Consider the following 23,770-nt stretch of genomic DNA (forward strand, 5'->3'; position numbering starts at 1 on the left):
TATAATCGGCGCCATTTTCCAGACCGGGGAACCTTTTCGCCGGCTACACTCGACATCAAACAGGGGTCCATATGACTATTGAACGTACTTTTTCCATCGTAAAGCCGAACGCGGTGGCAAAAAACGTGATTGGTGCCATCTTTAACCGTTTTGAAAGCGCTGGCTTCAAAATCGTTGGCAGCAAAATGCTGCACCTGAGCAAAGAGCAGGCTGAAGGCTTCTACGCTGAGCACCAGGGCAAACCTTTCTTCGACGGCCTGGTTGAATTCATGACCTCTGGCCCGGTAGTGGTTTCCGTGCTGGAAGGCGAAAATGCCGTACAGCGTCACCGCGATCTGATGGGCGCTACCAACCCGGCTAACGCGCTGGCAGGTACGCTGCGTGCAGATTACGCCGACAGCTTCACTGAGAACGCCACCCACGGTTCAGACTCTGCTGAATCTGCCGCGCGCGAAATCGCTTATTTCTTCGGCGAAAACGAAGTGTGCCCGCGTACCCGCTAATCATTAGCGCAGACTGAGGGCAGGGCGTTTACAATTTATTTTGGCTGCGTCCTTTGACCTTAAGTCGCTCGCGAGTACAATAATGCGCCCCTGGTGAGACTATGCTCATCAGGGGCGTTTCATTTATATCCATCGTTCTGTCGGGCTTGCCATCTGACGCATACGCTGTGAAGCGTCAGGCGCGTTGCTATGTCGCGGCCCCGTCCCGAATGGGTATATACTTTTATCCCCTCTGCCATAACGTGTAATAACGAGGCCTGGAATTATGTCTGAACATATTGTGAGTCCGTCGTCCGACGTCCCCGTCATCGCCGCCGCCAAAAAAGAAAAAATTAACCTGCTCGATCTTAATCGCCAGCAAATGCGCGAATTCTTCGCCAGCCTGGGTGAGAAACCCTTTCGCGCCGATCAGGTGATGAAGTGGATGTATCACTACTGCTGTGATGATTTCGACGAGATGACCGACATCAACAAGGTTTTTCGCGGCAAGCTGAAAGAGGTAGCTGAGATCCGTGCCCCGGAAGTGGCAGAAGAGCAGCGCTCATCGGATGGCACCATCAAGTGGGCGATTACCGTGGGGGGACAGCAGGTCGAAACCGTCTACATCCCCGAAAAGGATCGCGCCACGCTCTGCGTCTCTTCACAGGTTGGCTGCGCGCTGGAGTGTAAATTCTGCTCGACGGCTCAGCAGGGCTTTAACCGCAACCTCCGCGTATCTGAAATTATCGGTCAGGTCTGGCGCGCGGCCAAAATTATCGGCGCCTCGAAAGTGACCGGCCAGCGTCCTATTACCAATGTGGTAATGATGGGGATGGGCGAACCGCTGCTGAACCTGAATAACGTTGTACCGGCCATGGAAATTATGCTGGATGATTTCGGCTTCGGTTTGTCAAAACGTCGCGTCACGCTCTCAACCTCCGGCGTGGTTCCTGCGCTGGACAAGCTGGGTGATATGATCGACGTGGCGCTGGCAATTTCGCTACACGCCCCGAATGACACAATTCGTGACGAAATTGTGCCGATCAACAAAAAGTACAATATCGAGACTTTCTTAGGGGCGGTTAGCCGCTATATCGCGAAATCAAATGCTAATCAGGGCCGCGTGACGATTGAATATGTCATGCTCGATCAGGTCAATGACAGTACCGATAACGCGCATGAGCTGGCCGCACTGCTCAAGAATACGCCGTGCAAAATCAACCTTATTCCCTGGAACCCCTTCCCGGGGGCGCCCTATGGCCGCAGCTCCAACAGCCGGATCGATCGCTTCTCTAAGGTACTGATGGAATATGGGTTTACCACGATCGTGCGTAAAACCCGCGGAGATGATATCGACGCCGCCTGTGGTCAGCTTGCTGGCGAGGTGATTGACCGCACGAAGCGAACGCTGCGTAAAAAAATGGCGGGAGAGGCCATTTCTGTGAAAGCGCTCTGAAACCTGAGGCTTCATCGACGGGGCTGCTGTTGGACCTGAGGGGATTGGCGTAGGATAGTGCGCTTAACCTCAGGGAGGCCGGGATGGGTAAAGGATTACTGGTATGGCTGATTGCCATACTTATGGCGGGGTGCAGCCCCGCCATGCCGCGCAGCGAACGGGTGCAAACCCGACTACAGTTAGGGCTTGAATATCTGACTCAGGGTGACCTGATCGCTGCACAGCGCAACCTCCGCCAGGCGGCGGCGCTGGCCCCGCAGGACTATCGTACCCAGCTGGCGCTGGCTCGCTACCAGCAGCGGGGGGGGGATGATGAAGCCGCTACGGACTTTTATCGTTCGGCACTTGCTCTGGCTCCAGAAAACCGTGATGTAATCAATAATTACGGTGCGTTTCTCTGTCGTTTAGGGCAGTATGATGCGGCTCAACGTCAGTTCCGCAGGGCCGCAGAATTAACGTCAAACGGCGGACGTGCGGATGCGTTAGAGAATGCCGGTTACTGCTATCTCATTGCGGGAGAGCAGAATAAGGCTGTCGTCGCGCTCACCCGTGCGACAATGCATCATCCGGATAAAGGCCTGGCGTTGCTGGCAGAAGCCGAAAGGCGATTTGGAAAGAGGGAGCTGGTTTCATCCCGGCTCCTGTTAGATGTTTATCAACGCAACTTTACTGCTTCGGCGGAAAGTCTGTGGTTAGAGATTCGCTTCGCCGCGCTGGCGCAGCATCCGGAGGGCGTCAGGCTTGCCGGGGAGCAGCTGGCGCGAAATTTTCCACAATCGATACAGCACCTGCATTTTTTAGCTAATGAATACTGAAGCCAATCAAGACAAAACAGCAGTAAATTCAACAGGCGAGCGCCTCCGCGGGGCCCGTGAAGAGATGGGACTCACTCAGCAGAACGTTGCTGAGCGCCTCTGCCTGAAACTTTCCACCGTCCGGGAGATAGAAGAGGACAAATCGCCGGCCAATCTGGCGTCGACCTTCCTGCGGGGTTACATCCGTTCTTACGCACGTCTGGTGCATGTACCTGAGGAAGAACTGCTGCCGATGATGGCCAAACAGGCCCCCGTCCGCGCGGCGAAAGTGGAACCGATGCAAAGTTTCTCTTTAGGGAAGCGGCGTAAAAAACGCGACGGCTGGCTGATGACCTTCACCTGGCTGGTGTTGTTTGTGGTGGTCGGTTTAACGGGTGCCTGGTGGTGGCAAAACCATAAGGCCGCGCAGGACGATCTGGTGTCAATGGCCGATCAGAACGCGTCTTCTGGCAGCGAAAACGGTCAGTCCATTCCTCTGACCGATAACAGCGCCGACGGCTCGCAGACGGCAGCCAGTGCACCGGTACAGAATGAACCCGCCCAGAACGCTGAACCTGCGCCTCAGGCGGCGCCCGCCGCCGCGCCTGCTGCCACTGCCCCGGCGGACAGTGCACCTGTGACGCAGCAGCCCGCTGCCGCTTCACCCGCACAGCAGGCCGATAATAACGCAGCGGTGAGCGCCAGCGGGCAGATGCCCGTTGCCGCTGCCAGCGTAGACGCTTCCGCTGCTGACCGTAATGCGCTGGTACTGAACTTTCTTAAGGACTGCTGGCTGGAAGTGACCGATGCCTCGGGAAAAAAACTGTTCAGCGGCATGCAGCGCAGCGGTGGTAAACTCAGCCTCAATGGCACTGCTCCCTATCGCCTGAAAATTGGCGCACCGAGCGCAGTCCAGATTCACTATCAGGGCCAGCCGGTCGATTTGAGTCGTTTCATCCGTACCAACCAGGTTGCTCGCCTGTCGGTGGGTGCGCAATAACGCATCCTTCCGGTCGCGAGTGATTGTGGAGAAAAAACATGCATAACGAAGCACCCATCATCCGTCGCAAATCTACGCGCATTTACGTCGGCAAGGTGCCAGTGGGCGACGGTGCACCTATTGCCGTACAGTCCATGACGAATACCCGTACCACCGACGTGGCGGCAACGGTCGGCCAAATTAAAGCGCTTGAGCGTGTTGGCGTCGATATCGTACGCGTTTCCGTACCGACCATGGAGGCCGCAGAGGCTTTCCGTTTGATCAAGCAGCAGGTTAACGTCCCGCTGGTTGCCGATATCCATTTTGATTACCGTATTGCCCTTAAGGTTGCCGAGTACGGCGTTGACTGCCTGCGCATCAATCCGGGCAACATTGGTAACGAAGAGCGTATCCGCCAGGTGGTTGACTGCGCCCGCTACTACAACATTCCGATTCGCATTGGCGTCAACGCCGGGTCGCTGGAAAAGGACCTGCAGGAAAAGTATGGCGAACCTACGCCTCAGGCGCTGCTTGAGTCGGCCATGCGCCATGTCGATCATCTCGATCGCCTCAATTTCGATCAGTTTAAAGTCAGCGTTAAAGCTTCAGATGTGTTCCTCGCCGTAGAATCCTATCGTCTGCTGGCTAAGCAGATCGATCAGCCTCTGCACCTGGGTATCACGGAAGCGGGCGGCGCGCGGGCAGGATCGGTGAAATCAGCGATCGGTCTTGGCCTGCTTCTCTCCGAGGGAATTGGTGACACGCTGCGTATTTCCCTGGCGGCCGACCCGGTGGAAGAGGTGAAGGTTGGGTTCGATATCCTGAAATCCCTGCGTATTCGCGCCAGGGGCATCAACTTTATTGCCTGCCCGACCTGTTCGCGTCAGGAGTTCGACGTGATTGGCACGGTTAACGCGCTCGAGCAGCGGCTGGAAGACATCATTACGCCGATGGACGTGTCAATCATCGGCTGCGTGGTTAACGGCCCCGGTGAGGCGCTGGTCTCCACCCTTGGGGTGACCGGCAGCAATAAAAAAAGCGGCTTTTATGAGGATGGCGTACGTCTTCGTGAGCGCCTGGACAATGACGATATGATCGATCAGCTGGAAGCACGTATCCGTGCAAAAGCAGCGATGATGGATGCGTCCCGTCGAATTGACGTCCAGCAGGTTGAAAAATAATCTGACGGCTGGCGGGTGAGTTACGACTTACCGGCCGGAACTGAACCTGGCGATTAAATTTCGCCAGGGACTCCAGCTAAAGGGTGAGAGAAAAGTAGTGGCAAAAAATATCCAGGCTATTCGCGGCATGAATGATTACCTGCCTGCGGATACCGTTGTATGGCAGCGTATTGAACAGATCCTCAAGCAGGGGCTGTCCAGCTATGGCTACAGCGAAATCCGCCTGCCGATTGTAGAGCAGACCCCGTTATTCAAACGCGCTATCGGTGAAGTCACCGACGTGGTTGAAAAAGAGATGTACACCTTCGATGACCGCAATGGTGAAAGCCTGACGCTGCGTCCGGAAGGCACGGCGGGCTGCGTGCGCGCCGGCATCGAACACGGTCTGCTGTACAATCAGGAACAGCGTCTGTGGTATATCGGTCCGATGTTCCGCTACGAGCGTCCACAGAAGGGGCGCTACCGTCAATTTTATCAGATTGGTGCCGAAGTCTTTGGCCTGCAGGGCCCGGATATTGATGCCGAACTGATTATGATGACGGCGCGCTGGTGGAAAGCGTTAGGCATTGCCGATCACGTTCGTCTGGAGCTGAACTCCATTGGTTCCCTTGAGGCTCGCGCAAACTATCGCGAGGCGCTGGTGGCCTTCCTCGAGCAGCATAAAGAGGTGCTCGACGAAGACTGCAAGCGTCGCATGTACAGTAACCCGCTCCGCGTGCTGGACAGCAAAAATCCCGACGTGCAGACGCTGCTTAACGACGCGCCAGAACTGGGTGACTATCTGGATGCCGAATCCCGTGAGCACTTTGAAGGGATGCGTAAGCTGCTGGATGCGGCGGGTATCGCCTATACCGTTAATCAGCGGCTGGTGCGCGGACTTGATTACTATAATCGCACCGTTTTTGAATGGGTCACCAGTAGCCTTGGCGCGCAGGGGACCGTATGTGCGGGTGGGCGCTATGATGGCCTGGTGGATCAGCTCGGCGGACGCGCAACGCCAGCCGTAGGCTTTGCGATGGGACTGGAGCGTCTGGTACTTTTAGTCCAGGCGGTTAATCCTGAATTTGAACCGACGCGCATTGTCGATGTCTATGTTATCGCTTCGGGCCAGGGCGTGCAGTCTGCCGCGATGCAGCTGGCCGAGCAGCTGCGTGATGCCGACCCGTCACTTAAGCTGATGACCAACTTCGGCGGCGGCAACTTCAAGAAGCAGTTTGCCCGTGCCGATAAGTGGGGCGCGCGCGTCGCGCTGGTGCTGGGTGAAGACGAAGTCGCTAACGGTCAGGTCGTTATTAAAGATTTGCGCAACGGCGAGCAGCAAACGCTGGCGCAGCGTGATGCTGCAGCAACGCTCGCGGTAATGTTGAAATAAGCAGAATCGCGATTAAAAGGAGAAGGTTTGCGTGGAAGTATATAGCAACGAAAATGAACAGATCGACGCGGTAAAACAGTTCTTTGCCCAGAACGGCAAGGCGCTGGTTATCGGAGTGATTATTGGCATCGGTGCGCTGGCAGGCTGGCGCTACTGGAGCAGCCATGAAGATGGCGGCAGCCGTCAGGCCTCGGCGTCTTATCAGCAGGTTTCGACCGCGCTGGATGCCAGCAAGCCTGCAACGCTGGATGCGGCGGCCAAATTTGCCAGCGAAAACAGCAATACCTATGGTGCGCTGGCTTCGCTGGATCTGGCTAAGCGCTATGTGGATGCGAATCAGCTGGATAAAGCCGCCGAGCAGCTCCAGGTCGGGCTGAAAGATACCAACGATGCCAACCTTCAGGCGGTGATGAATATGCGTCTGGCGCGTATTCAGCTGCAGCAGAAGAAGCCGGATGAGGTGTTAAAAACCCTCGACAGCGTGAAGGGTGATGGCTGGACAGCGATTGTCGCCGACGTACGCGGAGAAGCTCTGCTGAGTAAAGGTGATACCCACGGCGCGCGCGATGCCTGGAGTAAAGGCATTGCCTCTGATGCGTCACCGGCGCTGAAAGAGATGCTGCAAATGAAGATGAATAATCTGCCGGGCTAACGTCCGGTGGTTTAAATTGCCTCAAACAGGCTCAAGAGGGATTTCATGGAATTGCGTAAGATACTTCTGCCGGGACTGATCTCAGTCACCTTACTTAGCGGATGTTCATGGTTTAGCGGCGAAGAAGACGTGGTCAAAATGTCGCCGCTGCCAAAAGTAGAAAATCAGTTTACCCCGGAAAAAGTCTGGAGCACGTCGGTCGGTGACGGCGTAGGTGATTTCTACTCCAACCTGCATCCGACCTGGGCAGACAGTACCGTTTATGCGGCCGATCGCTTCGGCATCGTCAAAGCGCTAAACGCGGGTGATGGCAAAGAGCAGTGGAAAGTCGATCTGTCAGAAAAAACCGGCTTTTTCTCTAAAAATCATCCCGCGCTGCTCTCCGGTGGCGTGACCGTCGACGGTGGACACGTCTACGTCGGCAGCGAACGCGCACAGGTTTATGCCTTAAACAGCAGCGACGGCTCCATTGCCTGGCAGGCTAAAGCGGCCGGTGAAGTGCTCTCACGTCCGGTGGTCAGTGATGGCCTGGTGCTGATCCACACCAGCAACGGTATGTTGCAGGGTCTGGACCAGACCAACGGCGCGGTGAAATGGACGGTCAACCTTGACGTGCCAGCCCTGTCGCTGCGCGGTGAGTCAGCACCCGCGACCGCCTTCGGTGCGGCTATTGTGGGCGGTGACAACGGACGCGTCAGCGCGGTGATGATGAATCAGGGCCAGATTATCTGGCAGCAGCGTATTTCCCAGCCGACTGGCGCAACGGAAATTGACCGTCTGTCCGACGTGGATACCACCCCAATCGTCCTGAACGGCGTGGTCTATGCGCTGGCCTATAATGGCAATCTCAGCGCGCTGGATCTCCGCTCCGGCCAGATCCTGTGGAAGCGTGAAATCGGCTCTGTACACGATATGATCGTTGATGCGGGCCGTATCTACCTGGTTGATCAGGACGACCGCGTGGTGGCTCTGAGCACGGAAGGGGGCGTAACGGTCTGGCGTCAAAGCGATCTGCTGCACCGTAACCTGACCTCACCGGTGCTCTTCAACGGTTATATTGTGGTTGGCGACAGCGAAGGCTATCTGCACTGGATCAACACTGACGATGGGCGTTTCGTTGCCCAGCAGAAAGTCGACAGCTCCGGCTTCCAGACCGAGCCAGTAGTCGCCAGCGACAAGCTGTTAATTCAGGCGAAGGGCGGCGAAGTTTACGCGTTTACCCGCTAATACCTTCTTAGATCGTCACTCTGTAACGGCTCCTGATTCATCAGGGGCCGTTTCGTTTTTCTCTGGGCGTGTTATTCTTGACGCCGTCAGCCTGAGCCCTTGCGGCAGCAACCTTTGTTTGTCGTATAGAATAAGGTGTATGTCAGGCGCTTAATTTTTGTAATGAGGCTTCAATATGGTACCTGTGGTCGCGCTGGTCGGGCGTCCCAATGTGGGAAAATCCACCCTGTTTAACCGTCTCACGCACACGCGAGATGCGCTGGTGGCGGATTTTCCTGGCCTTACGCGTGACCGAAAATACGGTCGTGCCGAGGTCGAAGGGCGGGAGTATATTTGCATTGATACCGGCGGTATTGATGGCAACGAAGAGGGCGTGGAAACGCGCATGGCCGAGCAGTCTCTGTTGGCGATTGAGGAAGCTGACGTGGTGCTGTTTATGGTCGATGCCCGCGCCGGTCTGATGCCTGCCGATCAGGGCATTGCCCAACATCTGCGCTCGCGGCAGAAACCCACCTTTCTGGTGGCCAATAAAACCGACGGCATGGATCCTGATTCCGCCGTGGTTGACTTCTATGCGCTGGGCCTGGGTGAAATTCACCCGATCGCCGCCTCTCACGGACGTGGCGTGACCAGCCTGCTGGAAATGGTCCTCCTGCCGTGGATGGAAGAAGTGGTGCCCCAGGCACCGCTGACCGAGGAAGAAGAGAACGCAGCCTACTGGGCGGCGCTGGAAGCCGAAGAGAGCGATGAGGCGCAGGAAGAGGCCGAGGATGACTTTAACCCTCTCGATCTGCCGATCAAACTGGCCATCGTCGGACGCCCTAACGTGGGCAAATCGACGCTGACGAACCGTATCCTCGGCGAGGAGCGGGTGGTGGTATACGATATGCCGGGCACCACGCGCGACAGTATCTATATTCCCATGGAGCGTGACGGTCGTGAATATATTCTGATCGACACCGCCGGTGTGCGTAAGCGCGGAAAAATTACCGATACCGTTGAGAAATTTTCGGTCATCAAAACGCTTAAAGCCATCGAAGATGCCAACGTAGTGATGTTGATCATTGATGCCCGCGAAGGTATCTCCGATCAGGATCTGTCGCTGCTGGGCTTTATCCTTAACAGCGGTCGCTCACTGGTGATTGTGGTTAACAAGTGGGATGGCATGACGCAGGAAGCGCGCGATGAGGTGAAAGATGCGCTGGACCTGCGTCTGGGCTTTATCGACTTCGCCCGCGTGCATTTTATCTCTGCGCTACACGGCAGTGGGGTAGGTAACCTGTTTGAATCCGTTACCGAAGCCTATGACTGTTCAACCCGGCGTGTTAATACGTCAATGCTGACCCGCATTATGAACATGGCCGCTGACGACCATCAGCCGCCGCTGGTTCAGGGCCGTCGCGTTAAGCTGAAATACGCCCACGCCGGTGGCTACAATCCACCGATTGTGGTTATCCACGGTAACCAGGTCAAAGATCTGCCGGATTCGTATAAACGCTATCTGATGAACTATTTCCGCCGCTCGCTGGAGGTGATGGGTACGCCTATCCGTATTCAGTTCAAAGAGGGCGATAATCCGTTTGCCGGTAAACGCAACCTGCTGACGCCAAACCAGCAGCGCAAACGCAAGCGTCTGATGAGTCACCTGAAAAAGAACAAACGTTAAACCTGAAGGGGCCTGATGGCCCCTTTTTTTATCTGCCAGATACAGAATTTTCCTGAGCTTACACTATTTCAAACTCTTCAGAGTGCATAAAGATGCCAGTGCTGGAATAGCCTGACAGATATCATGGTAATAAATAGCTTAACAGGCAGTTTGTAATAAGCCGCCCTAAAAAACATTAGCCTGGCCTCAGCTAATCCTGTAATTATTATAAGGTTAATTAATCGCTTTTCTGCCCGCCATCCTCTGGGTTGCCATTCCGCTTGTTGTTTTAACTGAAAAATACCGAAATTATTCTTTAGATAAAATGAATTATTGATTATATGAACTATTATTTCATTGAAATTACTGCTGTTACCAGAGCGGATTTTTGGTCTGTAAGTGTGTTATTTGTTAATTTTATGTTTATAGCTTTATGAACCGCGTGGTACAATTTTTTGGTTAGCTGAGTGACACAGTTCTCCACCAGGGGACGAAAACTGCGGTATTGGTTAGCGAGAAACGGGGCAGACCCGTATCAAATTGTTAATTAAAATAAGCGACTAAAGAATAATGTTCTTTTCTTTCTGGTCCCGCGTCATCGGGTGTGGGTAACAGACAGAGAATGAAGATTGTGCTAAGGCCCTATTTAGTTCAGGAGTATTTTTATCATGTCTCAAACGAACGCCCCGTCATCTAAATGGCTGGGCTTGTGGTGCTTTGTGCTGGGCTTACTGTTCCTTGCAACCGGCCTCTACTTTGTCATTGGTGGTGGGAAACTGGTTTCACTGGGTGGCAGCTGGTATTTCGTGATTGCTGGTATCGTCACCGTTCTCTCTGCTATTCAATTCTTCCGCCGTAAATCCTCTGCCGTTACCCTTTTTGTCCTGGTCTTTATTGGCTCTGCCATCTGGGCCGTGCAGGATGCGGGAATAGATTTCTGGCCGCTGGTGTCACGCCTGATGACGCTGGCGGGCTTCCTGCTGCTGGCGCTGGTTACGCTGCCGGCACTGCGTAAGCGCGAAGGGAAAACGCCAGCGACGAAGCCCGCATGGGCCATCGCCGCGCTGGTGGCTATCGGTATGGTCGCCACCTTCGTGCAGATGTTTCAGCCACACTCTCCCGTTGCTGACGGTAAAGAGCTGCCGCTGGTGCCGGTTAATAAAGCCGCTGAGCAAAAAAACTGGGATAACTACGGTAACACGCCGGGCGGCAGCCGCTTCGTCGCGCTGGATCAGATTACCCGCGATAACGTAAAAGATCTGAAGGTGGCCTGGACTTATCACACCGGTGATATCCCTGAAAGCCCTACGGGCAACGGCGCAGAAGATCAGCAGACGCCGCTACAGATTGGCGATGTGCTCTATCTCTGTACCCCGCATAACAACGTTATCGCCGTTAATGCCGATACCGGTAAAGAGATCTGGAAGCGCGTCGTTAACGCTCAGGCGGAAGTCTGGAACCGCTGCCGTGGTCTGGCTTACTTTGATGCAACGAAGCCGCTGACCCAGCCTACCGTTCCAGGCTCTACGCCGGTTCCTCAGCCTGCACTGGCAGCAGGTGATACCTGCCAGCGTCGTCTGCTGATGAACACCATTGATGCGCGCCTGATTGCTATCAACGCCGATAACGGTGAGTTCTGCCAGAACTTTGGCGACCACGGCGTGGTCAATCTGAAAGATGGCCTGGGCCAGGCTGAAGATCCTAAATATCAGCTGACCTCTGCGCCAACGCTTGCAGGCACCACCGTGGTGGTGGGCGGTCGCGTAGCGGATAACGTCCAGACCGATATGCCTGGCGGCGTGATTCGCGGTTTCGATGTGATCACCGGCGCGATGCGCTGGGCGTTCGATCCGGGTAAAGATGACCCAACGGCTAAGCTGAAGCCCGGCGAAACCTACGTGCGCAGTACGCCGAACTCATGGGGCCCGATGTCCTACGATCCCGGCATGAACACCGTATTTATGCCTATGGGCAGCTCGTCCGTTGACCTGTGGGGCGCAACCCGTACCGCGCTTAACCACAAATATGGCGCCTCGGTTCTGGCCGTTGATGCAACCACCGGTAAAGAGAAATGGGTTTATCAGACCGTACATAACGATCTGTGGGACTTCGACTTACCGATGCAGCCAAGCCTTATCGACTTCCCGGAAAAAGATGGCACCACTAAACCCGCCGTGGTTATTGGGACCAAAGCAGGTCAGATCTACGTGCTGGATCGCCTGACCGGTAAGCCGCTGACCGAAGTGAAGGAGTTCCCGGTTAAGAAAGGGAACATTCCGAACGAGCAGTATACTGCCACCCAGCCTAAGTCCGTCGGGATGCCGCAGATCGGTGCCGAAACGCTGACCGAATCTGATATGTGGGGTGCCACGCCATTCGACCAGCTGGCCTGCCGCATTGGCTTTAAATCAATGCGCTATGATGGCCTGTATACCGTACCCGGTACCGATAAAGCGCTTAGCTTCCCGGGCTCGCTGGGCGGCATGAACTGGGGTAGCCTCTCTACCGACCCTAATAACCATCTCATCTTTGTGAATGATATGCGTCTGGGTCTGTGGGTGCAAATGATCCCAGCCAACACCGCGGCGATTTCACGTGGTAGCAACGGCGGTGAAGCGATTAACACCGGTATGGGAGCGGTACCGCTGAAAGGCACGCCTTACGCGGTAAATAAAAATCGCTTTATGTCTCCGCTGGGCATTCCCTGCCAGAAGCCACCGTTTGGTACGCTTTCTGCGGTCGACCTGAAGACGCGTAAAGTGGTATGGCAGGTACCGGTTGGAACGGTACAGGATACCGGTCCATTCGGCATCAAAATGCACGTGAAGATGCCGGTGGGTATGCCAACGCTGGGCGGTACGCTGGCGACGCAGGGTGGGCTGGTGTTTATCGCTGGCACACAGGATTACTATCTGCGCGCATTCGATACTGCCACCGGTAAAGAAGTGTGGAAAGCACGCCTGCCGGTTGGTAGCCAGGGCGGCCCAATCAGCTACAAATCGCCTAAAACCGGAAAACAGTACATCCTGATTTCTGCTGGCGGTGCGCGTCAGTCCCCGGATCGGGGTGACTACGTGATTGCCTACGCACTGGATAAATAACGCGTGGGGGAGTGATTCCCCGTAACCCATAATAAAAAGCCCCCGCCAGCGATGGCGGGGGCTTTTTTATGCCTCAGAAAGGCTACTGGCCGTGCTGCCAGAGCTGAACCAGCGCGGGAGGCGCCAGATCTTCCGGGATTTGCAGGACAATATTGCCAATCCGCTGGGGGGTGGCATAGCTAATCTCGATACGATAATAACGCTGGTCACCGCGTCCGGCAGTACTCTGCTCTCCGGGCGGGGTACCCAACGCCAGTGCCTGGCGAAGCACACTGCACACGTGTTGTTTTTGCGCGCCATCAAGCTGAGCAAGCGTAATGCGCCTCGGTTCTGCCAGCCGGGGAATAAACGCAAAACCGCCTTCGCGCGCAACATCAATTACGGCGTCGTCGCTCAGCTCGGGGAGGGAACTCATGGCAGTACGCCGACCTGTTTCCAGGCGGTCTCGATGGCCTGACCTACCGACTGGTCAAAACGTTTTTTACCGTGCTGGATGGTCAGCTTTGCAAAGGTTTTGAAATCGGCATTTTGTGGCAGACTTTTGTCACACACGGTATCGTACCAGGCCCAGCCCGCGCGTTCCCAGGCGTGGCCGCCCAGCGCCTTAGCCGCCAGATAGAATGCCCGGTTAGGGATACCGGAGTTAAGATGGACGCCGCCGTTATCATCGCGGGTCTGGACGTAATCTTTCATATTGGCAGGCTGCGGATCTTTACCCAGCAGCGGATCGTCATAGGCGGTCCCTGGTTCGGACATCGACCGCAGACCCTTACCTTTAATGCCTTTTGCCAGCAGTCCTTCACCGATGATCCAGTCGGCGCTATCGGCAGTCTGTTTAAGGTGGAACTGTTTCACCAGTGAGCCAAACACATCGGAAAGGGACTCGTTCAGCGCGCCAGCCTGCTGGAAATAGATCAGTCCGGCTTCAGTTTCCGTCACCCCGTGAGAGAGTTCATGTCCCACGACGTCAATCGCGATGGTGAAGCGATTAAAGATTTGGCCATCGCCATCGCCAAAGACCATTTGCTGTCCGTTCCAGAAAGCGTTTTGGTAATTTTTGCCGTAGTGAACGGTTCCCTTCAGCACCAGCCCGTTGTTATCGAGAGAGTTACGCTGGTAGGCCTGCCAGAAAAAATCGTAGGTGACGCCAAGATAATCATAGGCTTCGGTCGTGGCGACATCGCCGGTAGCCGCGGCCCCTTCGCTACGCACCAGCTTGCCGGGCAGCGTCTCTTTCTGCTGCGCGTCGTAGATTTCTCGCTGAACTTTGCCTGCCGCTGCGGTTTTCGCACCCTGAGGTTTGATCCACTCTTCGGCCATCAGGGCCTGAACGTGGACCAGGGTTTGCCTGGCACAGTGCTGCTGAGCATCGGAACCGTTATCAATGATTTTGCGCAAAATATAGGGAGGAATGACGCCGTAATGCATTCGGAACTCCTTAATCGACAGTAGGTGTCAAAAAAGTATAGTTAACGAATCATAAGTATGCTTAAACTTTCCAGAAGTGAATGGCACTGTCTGCTAACCCTGTGCAGACAGTACCGTTCAGCCTTTAGGCTTACGCCGTGCTTTAAGTGGGGTAGTGGCGGTCACTTCGCTTTCAACCCAGCCGTCGTCCAGCCGGGTCTTCAGCCTGTCACCCTGATGAACCTGACGGGTTTTTCTCACCACCTGGCCTTCTGCGGAGGTGGTTACGCTGAAGCCACGCGCCAGCGTCGCCAGGGGACTGACGCCTTCCAGCTGGGCGGCCAGCGTGGAAAACCGCTGTTTACTGCCGTTCATCTGCTGCTGCATCGCCTGCTGCAGGCGATACTGCCACTGCTGAACCTGCTGCTGCGCACGATAAATTCGCTTTTGCGGCTGGAAAGCGCTCAGGCGCTGTAGCGCGCCTTCCTGCTTACGTCGCGCCTGACGCAGGCTGAGCTGCATGGCATCATCCAGACGGCGCTGAAGCCGCATCAGCCCGGTCTGCTGGCGAGCCAGACGTAGCTGAGGGTGCTGCTGTTGCAGACGATGATGCAGACGGGTAAAGGTGCGGTTCTGCTGGGCCAGGTAGTAGTCCATCGCCATCTCAAGGCGCTGCTGCTGATTTTGCAGCTGGCGCAGCAGTTCCAGCTGATTACGGCTCACCAGCTCGGCCGCCGCCGACGGCGTGGGCGCGCGCAGATCGGCTACAAAATCGGCGATGGTTACGTCGGTCTCGTGGCCGACCGCGCTGACAATGGGAATGCGGCTGGCAAAAATAGCGCGCGCCACCCGCTCATCGTTAAAGCTCCAGAGATCTTCAAGCGACCCGCCGCCGCGGCCGACAATCAGCACGTCACACTCCGCGCGCGCGTTAGCCATTTCGATGGCGCGCACGATGCGGGCGGGCGCGTCTGCGCCCTGAACCGGCGTGGGGTAGATAACCACCGGCAGTGACGGATCGCGTCGGTGAAGCACTCTCAGCACGTCATGCAGGGCGGCACCGGTCGCGGAAGTAATCACGCCCACCTGGCGGGCCGGGTCGGGCAGCGGCTGCTTAGCCTGCTGATCAAAGAGTCCTTCGCCCAGCAGCCGCTGGCGGAGCTGCTCAAACTGCTGCTGTAGTAAACCGTCACCCGCGGGCTGCATGCTCTCCGCAATCAGCTGATAGTCACCGCGAGGTTCATAGAGCGTAATGGTTGCCCGTACCAGCACCTGCTGACCGTTTTGCGGTCGGAAAGTCATGCGGCGGTTGCTGTTGCGGAACATAGCGCAGCGCACCTGGGCACCGTCATCCTTCAGGGTGAAATACCAGTGACCCGAAGAGGGCTGGGAGAAATTGGAGATCTCGGCGCTCAGCCAGACCTGGCCCATTTCCATCTCCAGCAGCTTACGCACCGTGGTATTAAGACGGCTGACGGTAAATATATTGGCGGTTGGCGGTAGCGACATGTGATGAAGATCAAACTTTAAATCAGAGGGTTAATCAACCGATACTACATGGCTCATTGAGGGGATCAAGGTTTTTTCGTAAATAATGCTGGAGGCAATCGATTACGGCCTGTATAATGCCGCGGCAATATTTTAAATTGTTCTCACGCACCCTGAGGTTGAGATATTGCCATGCTAAGAATCGCTAAAGAAGCCCTGACATTTGACGACGTCCTGCTCGTTCCCGCTCATTCGACTGTATTACCTAACACGGCCGACCTCAGCACCCAGCTCACTAAAACCATTCGCCTGAACATTCCCATGCTCTCCGCTGCTATGGATACCGTTACCGAAGCGGGCCTGGCCATTGCGCTGGCGCAGGAGGGGGGACTGGGCTTTATTCACAAGAATATGCCTATCGAACGCCAGGCAGAAGAAGTCCGTAAGGTGAAGAAGCACGAAAGCGGCGTAGTTACCGACCCGCAAACCGTGCTGCCGACGACCGCGCTGAGCGAGGTGAAAGCACTCACCCAGCGTAACGGCTTTGCGGGTTACCCGGTGGTAAACGATGATAACGAGCTGGTGGGGATCATCACCGGTCGTGACGTGCGGTTTGTCACCGACTTAAGCAAGCCGGTATCGGCGGTGATGACGCCGAAAGAGCGTCTGGTGACCGTGCGCGAAGGTGAATCTCGCGAAGTGGTTCTGCATAAAATGCATGAAAAACGCGTTGAAAAAGCGCTGGTAGTGGATGATAGCTTCCATCTGCTGGGGATGATCACCGTCAAGGACTTCCAGAAAGCCGAGCGTAAGCCTAACGCCTGTAAAGACGAACATGGCCGCCTGCGCGTGGGTGCCGCCGTTGGCGCCGGTGCCGGTAACGAGGAGCGCGTGGACGCGCTGGTCGCGGCAGGTGTGGATGTGCTGCTGATTGACTCTTCACACGGCCACTCCGAAGGCGTACTTCAGCGCATTCGCGAAACGCGCGCCAAATACCCCGATCTGCAAATCGTGGGCGGCAACGTGGCGACCGGTGCTGGCGCGCTGGCGCTGGTGGAAGCGGGCGTAAGCGCGGTGAAAGTCGGCATCGGCCCTGGCTCAATCTGTACCACGCGTATTGTGACTGGCGTGGGCGTACCGCAGATCACCGCCGTGTCTGATGCGGTAGCGGCGCTGGAAGGAACCGGGATCCCGGTTATTGCTGACGGCGGTATCCGCTTCTCCGGCGATATTGCGAAAGCAATTGCCGCAGGCGCCTCGGCGGTGATGGTCGGTTCGATGCTGGCCGGGACCGATGAGTCCCCGGGCGAGATCGAGCTTTATCAGGGACGCTCTTTCAAATCCTATCGCGGCATGGGTTCACTGGGCGCGATGTCCAAAGGCTCGTCGGATCGCTATTTCCAGACCGATAACGCCGCCGATAAGCTGGTGCCGGAAGGGATTGAAGGCCGCGTGGCCTATAAGGGCCTGCTGAAAGAGATCGTTCACCAGCAGATGGGCGGCCTGCGTTCCTGTATGGGCCTGACCGGCTGTGCTACTATCGACGAACTGCGTACCAAAGCGGAGTTTGTTCGCATCAGCGGCGCCGGGATCTCGGAAAGCCACGTGCACGATGTGACCATCACTAAAGAGTCTCCGAACTACCGCATGGGCTCCTGATATGGCTGCGGCGAACGGCTCAGCGTGCTGCCGTTCGCCGTCCGCATTGCTTATTGATCATCTGTCCACGGCGCGACGAGTAAAACCCCTGGTTGTCACCTGCCGTACAGAACCGATCGATTTTTATATTCATTTCTTTGCCGGAAAACGCATTAAATGACGACGGAAAATATTCATAAACATCGCATACTGATCCTCGATTTCGGTTCTCAATATACGCAGCTGGTTGCGCGCCGCGTGCGCGAGCTGGGCGTTTACTGTGAGCTCTGGGCCTGGGACGTTACCGAAGAGCAGATCCGCCAGTTCAACCCGAACGGCATCATTCTTTCCGGTAGCCCGGAAAGCACCACCGAACATGACAGCCCGCGTGCGCCAGAATATGTGTTCACCGCCGGCGTTCCGGTACTGGGCGTGTGCTACGGCATGCAGACCATGGCGCTCCAGCTGGGCGGCAAGGTAGAAGGGTCAAGCGAGCGTGAATTCGGCTATGCGCAGGTAGAACTGGCGGTGGAAAGCGCGCTAACCCGCGATATCGAAGACTCGCTCAGCGAGGCGGGTAAACCTCTGCTGGACGTCTGGATGAGCCACGGCGACAAGGTTACCGCCATCCCGTCAGACTTCGTCACCGTTGCCAGCACCGAGACCTGCCCGTTTGCCATTATGGCTAACGAAGAGAAGCGTATGTACGGCGTGCAGTTCCACCCGGAAGTGACCCACACGCGCCAGGGGCTGCGCCTGCTGGAGCGTTTCGTACGCGATATCTGCCAGTGCGAAATGCTGTGGACGCCGGCAAAAATCATCGAGGATACCGTCGATCGCCTGCGTGAGCAGGTCGGCAATGACAAAGTGATCCTTGGCCTGTCCGGCGGGGTGGATTCATCGGTTACCGCCATGCTGCTGCATCGCGCCATCGGCGATCGTCTGACCTGCGTGTTTGTCGATAATGGCCTGCTGCGCCTTAACGAGGCCGAACAGGTTATGGATATGTTTGGCGACCATTTCGGCCTGAACATTGTTCACGTTCCAGCCGAGGCACGTTTTCTGGACGCGCTGGCGGGCATTGACGAACCGGAAGCGAAACGCAAGACCATTGGTCGCGTGTTTGTGGAAGTGTTCGACGAGCAGGCAACCCGCCTGACCGAGGTGAAATGGCTGGCGCAGGGCACCATCTATCCGGATGTGATTGAATCGGCCGCTTCCGCGACGGGTAAAGCCCACGTGATCAAGTCGCACCACAACGTCGGTGGCCTGCCGAAAGAGATGAAGCTGGGCCTGGTTGAGCCGCTGAAAGAGCTGTTCAAAGATGAAGTGCGCAAAATCGGCCTGGAGCTGGGCCTGCCGTACAACATGCTCTACCGTCATCCGTTCCCGGGGCCGGGTCTGGGCGTGCGCGTACTGGGTGAAGTGAAGAAAGAGTACTGCGATCTGCTGCGTCGTGCAGATGCCATCTTTATTGAAGAGCTGCATAAAGCCGACCTGTACAACAGGGTTAGCCAGGCCTTTACCGTGTTCCTGCCGGTACGTTCCGTCGGCGTCATGGGCGACGGTCGTAAATACGACTGGGTCGTTTCCCTGCGCGCGGTGGAAACCATCGACTTTATGACCGCCCACTGGGCGCATCTGCCTTACGAGTTCCTGGGTCGCGTTTCTAACCGCATCATCAACGAAATCGACGGTATCTCCCGCGTCGTTTACGATATCTCCGGTAAGCCGCCGGCGACGATTGAGTGGGAATGATTTAACGTCTGGCAACAGCCTGCACGTAAAAGCAGTAAAACATCTCTAAGCCCGCGTAACTGCGGGCTTTTTTGTTTTTGTGTCTGGCGTTAGCTTGGGGGGGGGGGGGGGGGGGGTNGGGGGGGGGGGGGGGGGGGGGGGGGGGGGGGGGGGGTAGAGTCTCCTCTGCCCAGCCTGATAGTGGTGAAGGACTAGCGAAGCGCAAGGACTACATTGAGTCAGGACTGGGTGCTCGACCTTGATCCGGAGCGTGCTGAGCATCACCTATACCCTCTGCCTGCCGATGAACGATGTGAGTAACAAACCTCGCTTTATTCTCTGTGACCCGGCTCGATTTAAAATTTAACTTGCTTTATTAATTTAACCAAACCAGTATTGTCCCTGGTCCCGGGACATAGGACATGGGGGGTGAGGAGAGCATGAAAGGTCAAGACATTTTGTTGTTGCTGAAGCTGGTATCGCTGCAACGTCAGGAAAAGCATCTGGGCGGTGCTGAAAAATTAAGGCCATGGCCTGAGTCATGGCAGGACTGGGACGTCACAGAAGAAGAGGTATTGGAGCAAAAAGGAATCATTGAATTTAGTGAGATTGAAGTTTACCGTGGAAGTCTTTATACGGTTCGTGGCCTGGAAAAAACTACGGGTATAAGTAAAACACAAATAGCAGATTCTATTAAGAGATGCATGGATATTGGTCTGGCTAAGAAAGACCGAAAATATGGGGTGCCGAGAACAAATAAGAAATCCCTGCTCGAATTTATCATCTACGGAATAAGGTATGTCTTCCCCGTCAGGATGGGAGAGTTGACTCGTGGAATAGCCACTTCTTTTTCTGCTCCTGTGTTAAACGAAAGGCTTTTCAGTTCGGGTGAGTTAATCGCGGTCTGGTCTGATGAAAGAGCAAAAAGTAAAGGATTGAAAGTGATACCTTTGTTCCACACCGTTCCCCATGCTGTTCGGCAGGATGGTGATTTATATGCAATGCTTGCTCTGGTGGATGCCATCAGGCTCGGAAACCAGCGTGAGGCGGCCTTAGCTGCAAATATGCTGGAAAAAATATTTATGGGGATATGATTCATGGAAGCTAAACAGCAACATCGTATGCTGGTCGAAGTGGCTCTGGCACTGGGTCCTGATTTGTTGAAGCAGGTCACTTTTGTCGGAGGATGTACTACTGCACTTTTACTGACGGACGAGGTTACTGCAGAGCAGGTCCGGCATACAGATGATGTGGACTTAATTGTTCATGTAATTAGTTATGCAAAATATCATGCTCTTCAGGAAGAATTAAATAATAGGGGGTTCAAGATTGTTGCCCCCGATGAAGATGAAGATATCCCCATTTGCGCCATGCGCCTGAATGAATTGCGTGTAGATATTATGCCAGATGATGAATCAATTCTGGGGTTCAGTAACAGATGGTATAAAGAAGCCATGGACAATGCTTTTAATTATCAACTTAATGATGACATTATTATAAGAATTGTTTCTCCGGAGTACTTTGTTGCCACCAAACTTGAAGCCTGGCTTGGAAGAGGTAAAGGGGACGCATTAACAAGCCGCGACATTGAGGATATCATAAATTTAATCGATGGGCGTGAAGAATTGATGAGTGAACTGGGCAATGCATCATATGCGGTTAAAGCGTTTATCTCAGAGCAATTTAGCCAGCTGCTGGACGATATTAATTTTGAATATGCGGTAAGCAGTCAAAGCAACAATAGTTCCCAGCGTGAAAGGGTTATATTCGAGCGTATTGAAGAGATAGTCACCAGGACCTCATGCTAATGAATATATCCTGGAAGAGTCAAAAAGGCTCATCACATGAGAATAATAATGATTATGTGGCCATCAGAGCGAATGATAACCATTTTTCTGCGGTTATTGTTGATGCGTCAGATAAAGGTAAAGCACCCAGACGCCTGGCTGAATATTGGGCAAAAACACTGTTAACGAGTTACATAAAGCAAGAACATGAATCAGTCGTATCGCTTCTGAAAGATATTCACCGGACACTGGTCCCTGACTATCTTACCGAGAGTGCTAGTTATACTCTGATCGACATTGACTTAAAGGATCGTAGCGGAGAGATTGTTTATGTCGGCGATTGTAGACTGGGCATAAGCAATCACTACGATATTAATTGGATTAACGAGCCTCATATTATTGTTAACACCTTCCCAGAGTTAGATGAAAGTTATGCTTGCTTCCTCACCCGGGTTTTAAAAGCTCGTCGGTTTACCGCGCCAGACCAGGTAAATTTTAACTGGCGAGATGGAGAGATATTGTTGCTTTGTACCGATGGTTACTGGCGTCCTCATAGGGATAATCAAGGGCCAAATCGTGACGATGCCAGTGCACTCAAAGTCAGGACTGACGATTCCGACTTCACTCTTACTGTCGATTCTGATTGCGACAATATTTTCTTCATTGCTCAATAAGCGTGCATCGCCAATTGAAATACGTGTTTCCCCAGTCTACGTGCATTACTGTTTCTCAGGCACTCTGGTAGTAATTTTTGCCAGATCACTCCCCAGATACTCTGCAATATCCGGAACAGGTATGGGCTGAACTGGCCCGTCTGGCCGGCAGCATGCTGACGTTCTCGCTTGAGCACGATCTGGACGCCATCCCCGATTATGACCATCAGGAACAGGGCAATGCATTCCCACCGCTGTTCGAACTCATTACCGGCCTGCTGGAAGCCAGCCAGCCTGAATGCGAAACGGCAGGCGATGATGGCAAGCCGCTGCCGGAAATGTGGTACAGCGCCCCGGCAGCCCTGAAGGCTGCCGGAAAATCAGTGCAGCAGGAAGATCGTTGCCAGACCCAGGAAGATAAAAAATCCGCCGGTATCGGTCAGGGCGGTAATCAATACGCTGGAGCCAACGGCGGGATCGCGCTTGAGTTTGGTCATAATCAGTGGGATAAGGACGCCCATCAGCGCCGCCAGCAGCAAATTTAGCACCATTGCCAGCATCATGACGCCGCCCAGTTCCGGGTTGCCGTACATCGCCCAGGTGACGCCACCCATAATGCCTCCCCAGCACAGCCCGTTAATCAGTGCGACGCCCAGCTCGCGGCCAATCAGGAAGGAGAAGTTACCCGGTTCGACCTGATGCAGCGCCAGTGCACGGACAATCATGGTGATGGTCTGATTACCGGTGTTCCCGCCAATGCCCGCCACGATTGGCATCAGCGTCGCCAGCGCCACCAGCTGAGAGATGGTATCTTCAAACAGGCCAATCACCCGCGAGGCAACAAACGCGGTGCAGAGATTGACGGCCAGCCACGTCCAGCGCGTGCGTACGGCTTTTCTGACCGGGGCAAACACATCCTCATCCGGGTTTACGCCACCCATTTTACGGATATTGCTGTCGCTCTCTTCATTCACCAGGTCTACAATTTCCTCGACGGTGACGCGCCCCATCAGCTTTCCTTTAATATCAATCACCGCTGCGGAGATCAGGTTATAGCGCTCAAATGCCCCTGCGGCATCCTCTGCCTTGTCATTAATCAGAAAGGTGGTCGGCCTGGCATTCATAACGTCGAAGACCTTCATTTTCGGCGTATTGAGCAGGATATCCGTGAGCGTAACCTCACCCAGCAGCATATTGTTTTTATCGGTGATAAAAATTTTATCCGTCCCGTCCGGGATCACTTTTCTGCGGCGCAAAAAGCGCTGAACGGTCCCCAGGGTAATATCTGCCCGAACGGTGATCAGATTGAAATCCATAATGCGACCCACGCGATCGCGGTCGAAATCCATCACTTCCAGCACGCGGGAGCGGAGTGACGGTTCCAGGGAGGTGAGCAGGCGGCCGGTTAAATCGCGCGGCAGATATTTAGCAAGGTGGACCTGTTCGTCGATATCCAGAGGTTCAATGGCGCGCAGCAGATCGCGGTCGCTCATCTCTTCAATCAGGCTTTCCCAGACGCTTTCCGAGGCTTCGATCAGGACGCGTCCACGGCGATCGGTGCCGATCAGCTGCCACAGCGCCAGGCGCTCCTCTTCGGGGAGCGCTTCCAGCAGATCGGCAAGGTCAGCCGCGTGCAGCAGTGGGATATACTGGGCGATCTCTTCAGCCTGCTCCTGATGTGCTTTGGCATCGGCAGGGGACTCTTTCAGTGGACGTCCAAGCAGCGTATCGACCAGATCGCCATCGTTCAGCAGCAGGTTGAGAATACGACTGCGTATTTCAGAGAGCTGTTGGGCGTGAGATAAAGCTACAGACATAAAAATTCCCTTGTGTCTGGCAAAAGAAAGTCGGGGGGATAAGTATTGCGCAATATGGCCTTAGCCGCGACTAAGCCCGTTTTTTTTTGCGTCACCAGACGTGCAAACGGTTACTCATGCAGCTATTCAGAGGCGTAAACGGTTACTCATACAGCTATTTCGCTATGACGGTAGGTACGGGAGCGTCGTGCTGTTTCTGTTGATGATGCTCAATAGCGCCCGGGATTACAAAAATGAGTCTGGCGGCAAGAAGAATAAAACTCACCAGCAGTACGATGAGGGTCATCCGGCTGGTTTTTTTACGTCGGGGTAATGGCATAGCCCTGTTCACGCAGTTTGTCCTGAGGTTAGCCC

At 54.9% G+C, this 23,770-nt stretch carries 19 protein-coding genes and 1 pseudogene; 16 read left to right on the top strand and 4 right to left on the bottom strand.

The features are described from left to right. Nucleotides 1–71 precede the first annotated feature (71 nt). From ndk to A1830_RS15295, 10 genes are all read left to right on the top strand, one after another. Nucleotides 72–503 (top strand): nucleoside-diphosphate kinase, encoded by a 432-nt coding sequence (ndk, locus tag A1830_RS15250; protein ID WP_048915172.1) that lies wholly within the window; start codon nucleotides 72–74, stop codon nucleotides 501–503. A gap of 265 nt (nucleotides 504–768) precedes the next feature. Continuing rightward, nucleotides 769–1,938 (top strand): dual-specificity RNA methyltransferase RlmN, encoded by a 1,170-nt coding sequence (locus A1830_RS15255; protein WP_067707989.1) that lies wholly within the window; start codon nucleotides 769–771, stop codon nucleotides 1,936–1,938. Between the two features lie 83 nt (nucleotides 1,939–2,021). Next, complete coding sequence (gene pilW, locus A1830_RS15260; protein ID WP_067707992.1) at nucleotides 2,022–2,753, top strand: type IV pilus biogenesis/stability protein PilW; 732 nt, start codon at nucleotides 2,022–2,024, stop codon at nucleotides 2,751–2,753. Beyond that, nucleotides 2,743–3,732 carry a cytoskeleton protein RodZ gene (rodZ, locus tag A1830_RS15265; RefSeq protein WP_067707997.1) on the top strand — a complete coding sequence of 330 codons (990 nt, stop codon included), beginning with the start codon at nucleotides 2,743–2,745 and terminating at the stop codon, nucleotides 3,730–3,732. Before pilW ends, rodZ begins: the two co-directional genes overlap by 11 nt. Before the next feature lie 38 nt (nucleotides 3,733–3,770). Beyond that, nucleotides 3,771–4,892: a flavodoxin-dependent (E)-4-hydroxy-3-methylbut-2-enyl-diphosphate synthase gene (ispG, locus tag A1830_RS15270; protein ID WP_067708000.1), complete on the top strand. Its 1,122-nt coding sequence runs from the start codon at nucleotides 3,771–3,773 to the stop codon at nucleotides 4,890–4,892. Between the two features lie 97 nt (nucleotides 4,893–4,989). Beyond that, the gene (hisS, locus tag A1830_RS15275; protein WP_067708005.1) at nucleotides 4,990–6,264 is read left to right on the top strand and encodes a histidine--tRNA ligase; all 1,275 of its coding nucleotides are present in this window, start codon (nucleotides 4,990–4,992) and stop codon (nucleotides 6,262–6,264) included. Between the two features lie 31 nt (nucleotides 6,265–6,295). After that, nucleotides 6,296–6,916, top strand: a complete 621-nt coding sequence (locus A1830_RS15280) for a YfgM family protein (RefSeq protein ID WP_067708008.1) — start codon at nucleotides 6,296–6,298, stop codon at nucleotides 6,914–6,916. A gap of 45 nt (nucleotides 6,917–6,961) precedes the next feature. Beyond that, the gene (gene bamB, locus A1830_RS15285; protein WP_067708012.1) at nucleotides 6,962–8,143 is read left to right on the top strand and encodes an outer membrane protein assembly factor BamB; all 1,182 of its coding nucleotides are present in this window, start codon (nucleotides 6,962–6,964) and stop codon (nucleotides 8,141–8,143) included. A gap of 175 nt (nucleotides 8,144–8,318) precedes the next feature. Then, on the top strand, nucleotides 8,319–9,809 hold the full coding sequence (gene der, locus A1830_RS15290) for a ribosome biogenesis GTPase Der (protein WP_067708015.1): 1,491 nt from the start codon (nucleotides 8,319–8,321) through the stop codon (nucleotides 9,807–9,809). 647 nt (nucleotides 9,810–10,456) lie between these two features. Then, nucleotides 10,457–12,889 (top strand): glucose/quinate/shikimate family membrane-bound PQQ-dependent dehydrogenase, encoded by a 2,433-nt coding sequence (locus A1830_RS15295; RefSeq protein ID WP_067708018.1) that lies wholly within the window; start codon nucleotides 10,457–10,459, stop codon nucleotides 12,887–12,889. Between the two features lie 82 nt (nucleotides 12,890–12,971). Here the strand turns inward: A1830_RS15295 and A1830_RS15300 are convergent, their stop codons facing one another. The 3 genes from A1830_RS15300 to xseA all read right to left on the bottom strand — a co-directional run bounded on the left by A1830_RS15300 (nucleotide 12,972) and on the right by xseA (nucleotide 15,805). After that, complete coding sequence (locus A1830_RS15300; RefSeq protein WP_067708022.1) at nucleotides 12,972–13,304, bottom strand: protealysin inhibitor emfourin; 333 nt, start codon at nucleotides 13,302–13,304, stop codon at nucleotides 12,972–12,974. Continuing rightward, nucleotides 13,301–14,317, bottom strand: a complete 1,017-nt coding sequence (locus A1830_RS15305) for a M4 family metallopeptidase (RefSeq protein WP_067708024.1) — start codon at nucleotides 14,315–14,317, stop codon at nucleotides 13,301–13,303. The genes A1830_RS15300 and A1830_RS15305 overlap by 4 nt, the downstream gene beginning before the upstream one ends. Nucleotides 14,318–14,434: 117 nt before the next feature. Further along, nucleotides 14,435–15,805, bottom strand: coding sequence for an exodeoxyribonuclease VII large subunit (xseA, locus tag A1830_RS15310; RefSeq protein WP_067708027.1), 1,371 nt, complete (start codon nucleotides 15,803–15,805; stop codon nucleotides 14,435–14,437). 171 nt (nucleotides 15,806–15,976) lie between these two features. Between xseA and guaB the strand changes: the two genes are divergently transcribed. The 6 genes and pseudogenes from guaB to tssK all read left to right on the top strand — a co-directional run. Further along, a complete protein-coding gene (guaB, locus tag A1830_RS15315; protein WP_067708029.1) occupies nucleotides 15,977–17,443 on the top strand; it encodes an IMP dehydrogenase in 1,467 nt (488 codons plus the stop codon). Between the two features lie 156 nt (nucleotides 17,444–17,599). Then, nucleotides 17,600–19,180, top strand: a complete 1,581-nt coding sequence (gene guaA, locus A1830_RS15320; RefSeq protein ID WP_067708032.1) for a glutamine-hydrolyzing GMP synthase — start codon at nucleotides 17,600–17,602, stop codon at nucleotides 19,178–19,180. A gap of 419 nt (nucleotides 19,181–19,599) precedes the next feature. Beyond that, nucleotides 19,600–20,253 (top strand): hypothetical protein, encoded by a 654-nt coding sequence (locus A1830_RS15325; RefSeq protein ID WP_067708250.1) that lies wholly within the window; start codon nucleotides 19,600–19,602, stop codon nucleotides 20,251–20,253. A gap of 3 nt (nucleotides 20,254–20,256) precedes the next feature. Beyond that, complete coding sequence (locus A1830_RS15330) at nucleotides 20,257–20,967, top strand: hypothetical protein (protein WP_067708034.1); 711 nt, start codon at nucleotides 20,257–20,259, stop codon at nucleotides 20,965–20,967. Continuing rightward, entirely contained in the window at nucleotides 20,967–21,620 is a 654-nt protein-coding gene (locus A1830_RS15335) for a hypothetical protein (RefSeq protein WP_067708037.1), read from the top strand. Before A1830_RS15330 ends, A1830_RS15335 begins: the two co-directional genes overlap by 1 nt. 104 nt (nucleotides 21,621–21,724) lie before the next feature. After that, nucleotides 21,725–21,943: pseudogene (gene tssK / locus A1830_RS22250) on the top strand (type VI secretion system baseplate subunit TssK); the annotation flags it as partial. Nucleotides 21,944–21,979: 36 nt separating this feature from the next. Here the strand turns inward: tssK and mgtE are convergent. Next, the gene (gene mgtE, locus A1830_RS15345; RefSeq protein ID WP_067708043.1) at nucleotides 21,980–23,416 is read right to left on the bottom strand and encodes a magnesium transporter; all 1,437 of its coding nucleotides are present in this window, start codon (nucleotides 23,414–23,416) and stop codon (nucleotides 21,980–21,982) included. Nucleotides 23,417–23,770 lie beyond the last annotated feature (354 nt).

The sequence above is a fragment of the Erwinia sp. ErVv1 genome (genome assembly GCF_900068895.1).
In the GTDB taxonomy this organism is placed as follows: domain Bacteria; phylum Pseudomonadota; class Gammaproteobacteria; order Enterobacterales; family Enterobacteriaceae; genus Erwinia.